The 7,341-nt window shown below is 65.0% G+C and carries 8 protein-coding genes and 1 pseudogene; 2 read left to right on the top strand and 7 right to left on the bottom strand.

Annotated elements, in window-relative coordinates:
* From AX735_RS09470 to AX735_RS09455, 4 genes are all read right to left on the bottom strand, one after another.
* The coding region (locus AX735_RS09470; RefSeq protein WP_066279052.1) for a terminase large subunit domain-containing protein at nt 1-1,124 on the bottom strand (1,124 nt) is incomplete at its 3' end.
* The gene (locus AX735_RS09465) at nt 1,121-1,594 is read right to left on the bottom strand and encodes a hypothetical protein (protein ID WP_066279050.1); all 474 of its coding nucleotides are present in this window, start codon (nt 1,592-1,594) and stop codon (nt 1,121-1,123) included. The genes AX735_RS09470 and AX735_RS09465, both read right to left, overlap by 4 nt.
* 129 nt (nt 1,595-1,723) lie before the next feature.
* A complete protein-coding gene (locus AX735_RS09460) occupies nt 1,724-2,203 on the bottom strand; it encodes an MmcB family DNA repair protein (RefSeq protein WP_066279058.1) in 480 nt (159 codons plus the stop codon).
* 105 nt (nt 2,204-2,308) lie between these two features.
* Nucleotides 2,309-2,695, bottom strand: a complete 387-nt coding sequence (locus AX735_RS09455; protein ID WP_066279040.1) for a hypothetical protein — start codon at nt 2,693-2,695, stop codon at nt 2,309-2,311.
* 258 nt (nt 2,696-2,953) lie between these two features.
* Here AX735_RS09455 and AX735_RS09450 point away from each other — a divergent pair, with 258 nt between their 5' ends.
* Together AX735_RS09450 and AX735_RS09445 are read left to right on the top strand one after the other, a co-directional pair.
* Nucleotides 2,954-3,790 carry a TorF family putative porin gene (locus AX735_RS09450; RefSeq protein WP_066279037.1) on the top strand — a complete coding sequence of 279 codons (837 nt, stop codon included), beginning with the start codon at nt 2,954-2,956 and terminating at the stop codon, nt 3,788-3,790.
* Between the two features lie 103 nt (nt 3,791-3,893).
* Nucleotides 3,894-4,634, top strand: coding sequence for a 7-carboxy-7-deazaguanine synthase QueE (locus tag AX735_RS09445; RefSeq protein WP_066279034.1), 741 nt, complete (start codon nt 3,894-3,896; stop codon nt 4,632-4,634).
* A gap of 24 nt (nt 4,635-4,658) precedes the next feature.
* Here the strand turns inward: AX735_RS09445 and AX735_RS09440 are convergent, their stop codons facing one another.
* The 3 genes and pseudogenes from AX735_RS09440 to AX735_RS25000 form a co-directional block, all read right to left on the bottom strand.
* On the bottom strand, nt 4,659-6,329 hold the full coding sequence (locus AX735_RS09440) for an ATP-binding protein (RefSeq protein ID WP_066279056.1): 1,671 nt from the start codon (nt 6,327-6,329) through the stop codon (nt 4,659-4,661).
* A 130-nt stretch (nt 6,330-6,459) separates the two neighbouring features.
* A complete protein-coding gene (locus AX735_RS09435; RefSeq protein WP_066279030.1) occupies nt 6,460-7,221 on the bottom strand; it encodes a TIGR02186 family protein in 762 nt (253 codons plus the stop codon).
* Nucleotides 7,218-7,341, bottom strand: a pseudogene (locus AX735_RS25000) (sulfite exporter TauE/SafE family protein); the annotation flags it as partial. The pseudogene AX735_RS25000 and the gene AX735_RS09435, both read right to left, overlap by 4 nt.

The following is a 7,341-nucleotide window of genomic DNA, read 5'->3' as shown; positions in this document are numbered from 1 at the left end:
GGCTGGGCGCGCGCGACCTTGCCGCGGCTCGCGTGGACCAGCCGTACCGGCAGCGCGATGTTCGAGGCGCGCAATACCGCGCCTACCATCTCGCCGCCCTGATTGGCTTCGGAGATGATCCGGTCCGCACCCCAGGCCTCGGACGCCGCCGATACCGCGCGCGCCCAGCCTTCGGGCGATGCGCCTTCGACCGAAGTATCGGCGAGCACCGCCGCGCGGCCATCCTCCTGCAACGCGCAGACGATGATGCCGCACGCGTCGCCCGACGAGCCTGCAGGCGGATCGACCCCGATCACGACGCGCACCAGGCCTTGCGCCTGCCAGCGCACGCGGCACGCCTCGATCAGGCTGCGGCTCCACAAGGCGCCCTCGATATCCTCGAGCAGTTCGCCATCGAGTTCCTGCCGCCCCAGAGCGGTGCCGCCATAATGCCGCTCGACCGCCGCGAGGAAGGCGGGCGGCAGGTTGGCCCGGTTGGCATGGCTGCTGCCCCGGCTGATGATGAGGCCCGGATCATCGAGCAATCGTCGTACCAGCGGCACTGCACGCGGCGTGGTGGTGGCGCAGACCTGCGGGAGCGATCCCACGCGCAGGCCGAGCTGCAGATTGTCCCAGGCCGCCTCCGCGCGGCCCGAAGCATTGTCCCATTTCGCGATCTCGTCGCACCAGGCATGGCTGTGCTCGGGACCGCGCAACCCCTCGGGCTCGGCTGCGGAGAACAGCACCGCCTGCGCCCCGCCCGGCCAGCGCAACCGGCGCAGCGAGGGCTCCCAGTGTGGACGCGCCTGCTCGGGTGCGATCGCCAGCAGCCCGCTCTGCCCCTCGACCATCACGCTGCGCGCTTCGGCCAGGTTCGCCGCGACCAGCGCGATGCGCGCATCGGACACGCCCTCGCCGATCTGCCGCACCCATTCCGCCCCCGCGCGCGTCTTGCCGAAGCCGCGCCCGGCGAGGATCAGCCAGGTGCGCCAGTCACCCGGCGGTGCCAGCTGCTCGGGTCGCGCCCAGAATGGCCAGTGGTGCGCGAGCGCTGCCACCGCGCCATCGGAAAGGCCGTCCAGATACAGCCGCATAGCCTCGCCCGGCATGGCCGCCAGCCGTTCGGCCAGCGAAAAATCCGTCATGTGCTGCCAGGTACAGTTGAATCCGGCCCAGCCTTGTCTGCTGCGCCCGCATCCAGCCGTTGCCGAATCTGCTCCAGCGTCGCCGCGAGCTGGTCGCGCGCGGTCCTGGCGGCCAGCGGATCGGCGGGCGGATCGCTGCGGCTCTTCTCGGCGCTCTGCTTGTACGCCATCAGCAGCTTTAGGCCCTGTGCATCGTCGAATTCGGTTGCCCGGCCGATGCTGCCATCGGGGCGCTTGACCGGCTTGATCGTGCCGAACCGCGCGGTCTTGAGCATGCGGAATTCGAGCTCGTCATAGCCGGTAGCGATCGCCATCTGCCAGCCATGGCTGAATGCCGGGCAGCTCGCCCGCAGCCGATAGACTGCCGAGCGTGACACACCGGCGCGCTTGGCCGAGACCGAAACGTTCGACGTCTCGGCAAGATGGTCGAGGAACGCGCACAGGCTTTCCTCCGACAGGCTGTCGGACAAGGCAGTCTCCGCAGGGCACAGGATAAGTGAGAGAGCCTGTCGCCGGGTCACTCCCGACTCGCTCCATCTCGATGTTCCTGATTTGTACCCAATCAGCGTGACGATGTCAAGGCAAAAGTACCAATGCGGTTAATAGACCTCGTCGGGCGGCGGGGGGTCAAGCATCAGGTTCAACCGCCGCAGCGCCAGCGCGGCCAGGCGCTGAGTCTCGCTCTTCCGCCGGGCAGCCACCAGCGGACGCGTGGCGGCGGGACGGATGATCTCGGCATCATAGGCATCGGCGACGATCAGCCCGGTGACATCGGGCAGGAACGCCTCGCCGCTGACCAGCCCAGCATCGAGCGCCGGGCACAGCCCCCAGTAGAATCGGTCGCAATGGTCGAGATACTCGCCCCATTTGGCATCACCCAGCAGATCGGCACGCGCCACCTTGATCTCGACGATCACGATCTGCCCGCGCGCATCGATCCCCATCAGGTCGGCCCGGCGACCATTGGGCAGCGCGACCTCGGGGGCCACCCAGATCTGGTTGCGCCGGAACAACCGGGCAATGCCGCGCGCGACCGCTGCTGCACCAGCCGGCGGGCCGCCGGGCGAGGCGATGGGCATGGTCGGCAGATCGTTCGAGTCAGTCGAGCGCAGGGATTGTGGCAAGTGCGTGTCCATGCCACCTACTAATACAAAACGGGAACAAAGGAAAGCGCACGGTCAGCTTCAGCAATATTCGGGATGTGCGCTCGTCGGCTTCAGCACGTCCGCAAAGGCTTCGCGCGATTCGCGATACAGCAGGGCCGCTGCCGCTTCGGCGCGATGCCCGCGCCCACGCGCCTGTTCGAGCGCCGCAAGACCCGACTGCAGGGCCGCGCAGATCGCGTCGAGCTCGGTCACCATTCGGGCGGTGATCTCGGGCTCGACCTGGGTCAGCCAGGCCGCCAGCGTTGCGCGTTCGCTCAGTCCGGAAACGGGGTCGGCCGCCGGGCGACCCGACCATCGCGCCAGAACGGCGAGCACGGTGCCGATCGCATCGATTCGCGCAAGCAGCGAATCGATCGCCGCGCTGGCGCGCGAATCGGACTGGATCGGCAGGAGCGGAGCAAACATCGCGTAATACCGTGATGCCATCCGGTTAACATCGCAATAAAGGTCCGCAACGGATCATTTCCGTGGCGCGAAAGACACAATCTTTCACCATAGCCGCATATATTAGCATTTTTCTCTTGTGCACCGCAGCACAGCGGGGCAGCATTGCTGTCGCTGATTGTGAGCACTCCATATGTGGCGCCAAGGGACGCCAGCAAAAATAGAGAGTAGCCACTGCAGCGCAGGCGGGACGAAACGCATCCAGTTGAAAGGAAAAACATGCGTACGTCCAAATTCCACCGGGGCCTTGCGGGCCTCGCCCTCCTCGCGTCGTCGGCTGTCGCCACCCCTGCTCTTGCGCAGGAAGAGGAGTCCAAGCCGATCACGATCACGGGCTCTGTCGGTCTGGTTTCCGACTATCGCTTCCGCGGCGTTTCGCAGTCCGACGAGGGCGTGGCAGTCCAGGGCGGCTTCACCGTCAACCACGAATCGGGTTTCTACGTCGGCACATGGGGGTCCAACCTGGCCGGCTGGGGCACTTTTGGCGGCCCCAATCTCGAGGTCGACCTGTTCGCCGGTTATGCCACCACCGTCGGCTCGGCCGGCATCGATGTCGGCGTGACCTGGTACATGTATCCCGATGGCTTCGACAACACCGACTTTTTCGAAGGCTATGCCAAGCTGAAGGGCACCGCCGGGCCGGTTTCGCTGACCGCAGCGGTCTATTACGCGCCCAAGCAGGAAGCGCTCGGCAACTTCTCGAACACGCCATTCAGCCGCGGCCAGAAGCAGGACAATCTGTACCTGGCTGGCGATGCCAGCGTCGCCATCCCCGACACGCCCGTGACGATCAACGCGCATATCGGCTATTCGGAGGGCAATCCCGGTCTCGGCCCCAATGGTACCAGCGTGACGCCCACCGGCGAATACTGGGATTATTCGATCGGCGCGGCAGTGAACGTCTATGGGCCGCTGACGCTCAGCGTGTCCTATGTCGATACGGACATCACCCGCGCGGAATCGGCCTATCTGTTGCCGAACTTCCAGAAGTTCCGCAACGGCGGCGGCCAGATCGCAGACGGCACCATCGTGTTCGGGGTGACCGCCGCCTTCTGACGACCGTCTGATTTTCCGGGGGGCTGTGGCCGCATCCGTTGCTCACGGGTGCGGCCACATCTTTTTGGCTTTCGGCCGCAAATTGGGCTAAGGGCGCCCGCGCATGACCCGATTGCGTCTCGCCACCGTCCGTCCGGGAGAGCCCGAGATCTTTCATTCGCTGCAGGGCGAAGGGATATCCTTGGGCAGGCCGTCGGTGTTCGTCCGCCTTTCCGGCTGCAACCTCGCCTGCCACTGGTGCGACACGCCCTATACCTGGTTTTTCGAAGGCCATGCCGGGACGCATCGCGGCGACCGCCAGTACGATCGGCGCGCCAACAGCGTAACGCTGGACATTGCCGAGGTTGCCGCTGCGGTCCGGCAATATGAATGCCCGCATATCGTCTTCACCGGCGGCGAGCCGCTGCTCCAGCAGCCCGCATTGGCGGCGCTCTGCGATCTGCTGGGGCCGGCTTATCATATCGAGATCGAGAGCAACGGCACCGTGGCGCTGACCGCTGACTTTGCGCCGCATGTCCACCAGCTCAACCTGTCGCCCAAGCTTGGTCATTCGGGCAATTCCGAAAGCACCCGGCGCAAGGAGGATGTGCTCGCCGCTTATGCCAGCGACCACCGCGCCTGGTTCAAGTTCGTGATCGCCGATCCTGCCGATGCCGTTGAGGTCGCAGCGCTGTCAGAGCGATTTGCGATTCCCGCAGAACGCATCATCCTGATGCCCGAAGGTACCGACAGCGCCACCTTGCGTTCACGGACCGCCTGGCTGGCACCGTTATGCCTTGATCGCGGCTGGCGTTTCACCGACCGGCTGCACATCCACCTCTACGGCGACACCCGCGGCACCTGATCCGCGCGGCGAAACGAAGGCCGCTCAGCGACCGCCGTTCAGATTGTCCTTGTTGCGCCAGCGGGCAATGACGCGCGCGACCATCTCGCTCTCGCCGCCCTGTTCCTTCCACAGCGCGCTGAATGCCGGGTCGTCTGAGGCCGGACGGCGCGCCTCGGCAAGATCATCGAACGCCACGCGGATCGGGATCGCGACACCCTCGCCGCAGATGATGCATTCGCGATTGCGCAGCGCCGGAATCGAATCGAGGAATCCGCGCGCACCTTCGGGCATGGCCGACCGCACATGCGCCTGGTCGCGATCATTGTTAAGGCGCATGGCGATGATCGTGCCGCATTGCGACAGCACGCCTTCCGAAAGGTCCGAGGGGCGCTGGGTGATCAGCCCCAGCGAGACGCCGTACTTGCGGCCTTCCTTGGCGATCCGGCTCAGCACGTCGCGCACCGCGCTGTGCTCGTTGACCCGGTCGGAAGGGATGTAGCGATGCGCCTCTTCGCACACCAGCAGCACCGGCTTGGTCCGTTCCTTGCGGCTCCAGATGGCGAAGTCGAAGATCATCCGGCTGAGCACCGCCACCACGGTTGCGGTGATGTCCGAGGGCACGCTCGACACGTCGATGACCGAGATCGGCTTGCCGTTGGCGGGCAGGCGGAAGATCTTGGTGATGAAATCGAGCATGGTGTCGCCGACCAGCATGCCGGAGAACATGAAGCTGTAGCGCGGGTCGGACTTGACCTCCTCGATCTTGCCCTTGATCCGCAGGAACGGCGCGCTTGACGTCGCCTTGTCGAGCTTGCCCATCTCGTTCTGGATGTTCGCCACCAGGTCGGACAGCATGTACGGGATCGGCGTATCCACGGTCACGCGGGCATTGCCGAGCGCCTGCTTGCTCTTCATCCGCGCCGCCAGTAGGCACTTGGCGAGAATTTCAGCATCGGTCTGCCGGTCGGCGCCGTGCGAGGTAAGGAAGACCTCGCAATGCTCCTCGAAGTTCATCAGCCAATAGGGCATCGCGAGATTGCCGACATCGAACAGTTCGCCATTCTGCGCGAACGCGCTCGAATATTCGCCATGCGGGTCGATCATCACGATATGGCCATCGGGCATCATGTCGCAGATACGGTGCAGGATCAGCGCGGCGGCGGTCGATTTGCCGGTACCGGTCGATCCCAGCAGCGCGAAATGCTTACCCAGCAGCGCATCGACATAGAGCGCGCCGCGCGTGTCGCTGGTCGGATAGACGGTCCCGATCTCGATATGCGGCCGGGCATCGGCGGCATAGACCTGTTTGAGGTCTGCGCTGGTCATCGCATAAAGCGGCGTACCGGGAACCGGATAGCGCGTCACCCCGCGGCGGAAGTTGAAGATGCGCCCGGTGAGCTTTTCCTCCTCGCCCTCACCGAGAAAGTCGATCTGGCAGACGATCAGCCCGGCTTCGCGCTGGTGCATGCGCTGGGTGCGGACATTGGCGACCAGCCAGCGATTGCCCATGCGGATCTTGACCTGGCTCCCGACCTGCCCCGCCATCGATACGCTGGGATCGTTGTGATCGACCAGCACCTGCAGACGGGCGGCGTCGAGCAGCACCTGCGAGCTCGATCCGGCAATTTCCACGACCTCGCCGATGCGCAGATGTTCGACCGGGCGCTGGATCACCAGGGGAATGTCCGGACGCTCGGCAGAACTGGCGGGCATGCGCCCCTGGAAGCTGCGCGGGTTGAGATCGACCATCGGGCTGTCTGTGCCTTTTGCTTTGCGTATTCGCAGCAAGGCATAGGCGCATAGGGTAAATTTTCCCTCTATGCCGAAGTCATTGTCGGCGCCGTCAAATCTTGCGGAAGATCACGCCGCCAATCCAGCCCAGTAGCAACGAAATCAACACCGCGCAGACGCCATAGGCAAAGGGCTGATATTCGGCGACCGTCGCGACGAACAGTTCGAAACCGAACTTGCGCACCTCGATCTCGCGCACCGCCGCAGCGAGCACCTGGCCATCGCGCACGAGAAAGGTTTCCGCCGTATAAGTGCCGGTGGGCACGCTGGCCGGGATCGAGAGCCGCGCCTGATACAGCACGCCTTCGAGGATTTCGACGCTGCCTTCCTGCTGCTTGTAGAGCCCCTCGCGCCGGTTGAGATCGACCAGCCCCGAGAGGAACCGGCGCTGTTCGGCCGGATCGATGGTTCCGGCGGGCGAAAGCTGCAGATTGTCGAGGCCGAATTCGTAGATGGCGGCCGTCCGCTTGTCGACGATCTTGTCGATCGGGCGCGAGGAGGCGACGGCATAATAGGCGGGCGCCGAACGGAATTCGGTGCTCGCAGCGTTGAGCCATATGCCGGCAATCTGCTGCTTTTCGCGCAGGATGATCGACTGCGGCGGACCTTTGAGGATCACGACGATATCGCTGTCGCGTGCAGGCGGGGTGCCGCCGGGATAGACGATCGCGCCGAACAGCAGCAATTCCGCGCCGGTAAAGCCGTACTGGATCTGGATATCGCGCTGCGAGACTTCGGGCACCAGCACCGGCTCGCTCGCCCCACCGAGCAGCAAGGCCGCGAAAAACGCGGCGATCAGCCGCGCCAGCCTCATTTGAGCAGCTCGACCGTGTAGATTTCCGCCGGGCGAAAACCGAGGCCGATCGCGAGCCGCGCCGCGACCAGCAGCACCAACGTCGCCAGCAGCAGCCGCAGATATTCGGGCGGCAGTTTC

It is taken from the genome of Blastomonas sp. CCH1-A6 (assembly GCF_001556365.1).
In the GTDB taxonomy this organism is placed as follows: Bacteria; Pseudomonadota; Alphaproteobacteria; order Sphingomonadales; family Sphingomonadaceae; genus Blastomonas; species Blastomonas ursincola.
This window is presented reverse-complemented; position numbering and strand designations above follow the sequence as displayed.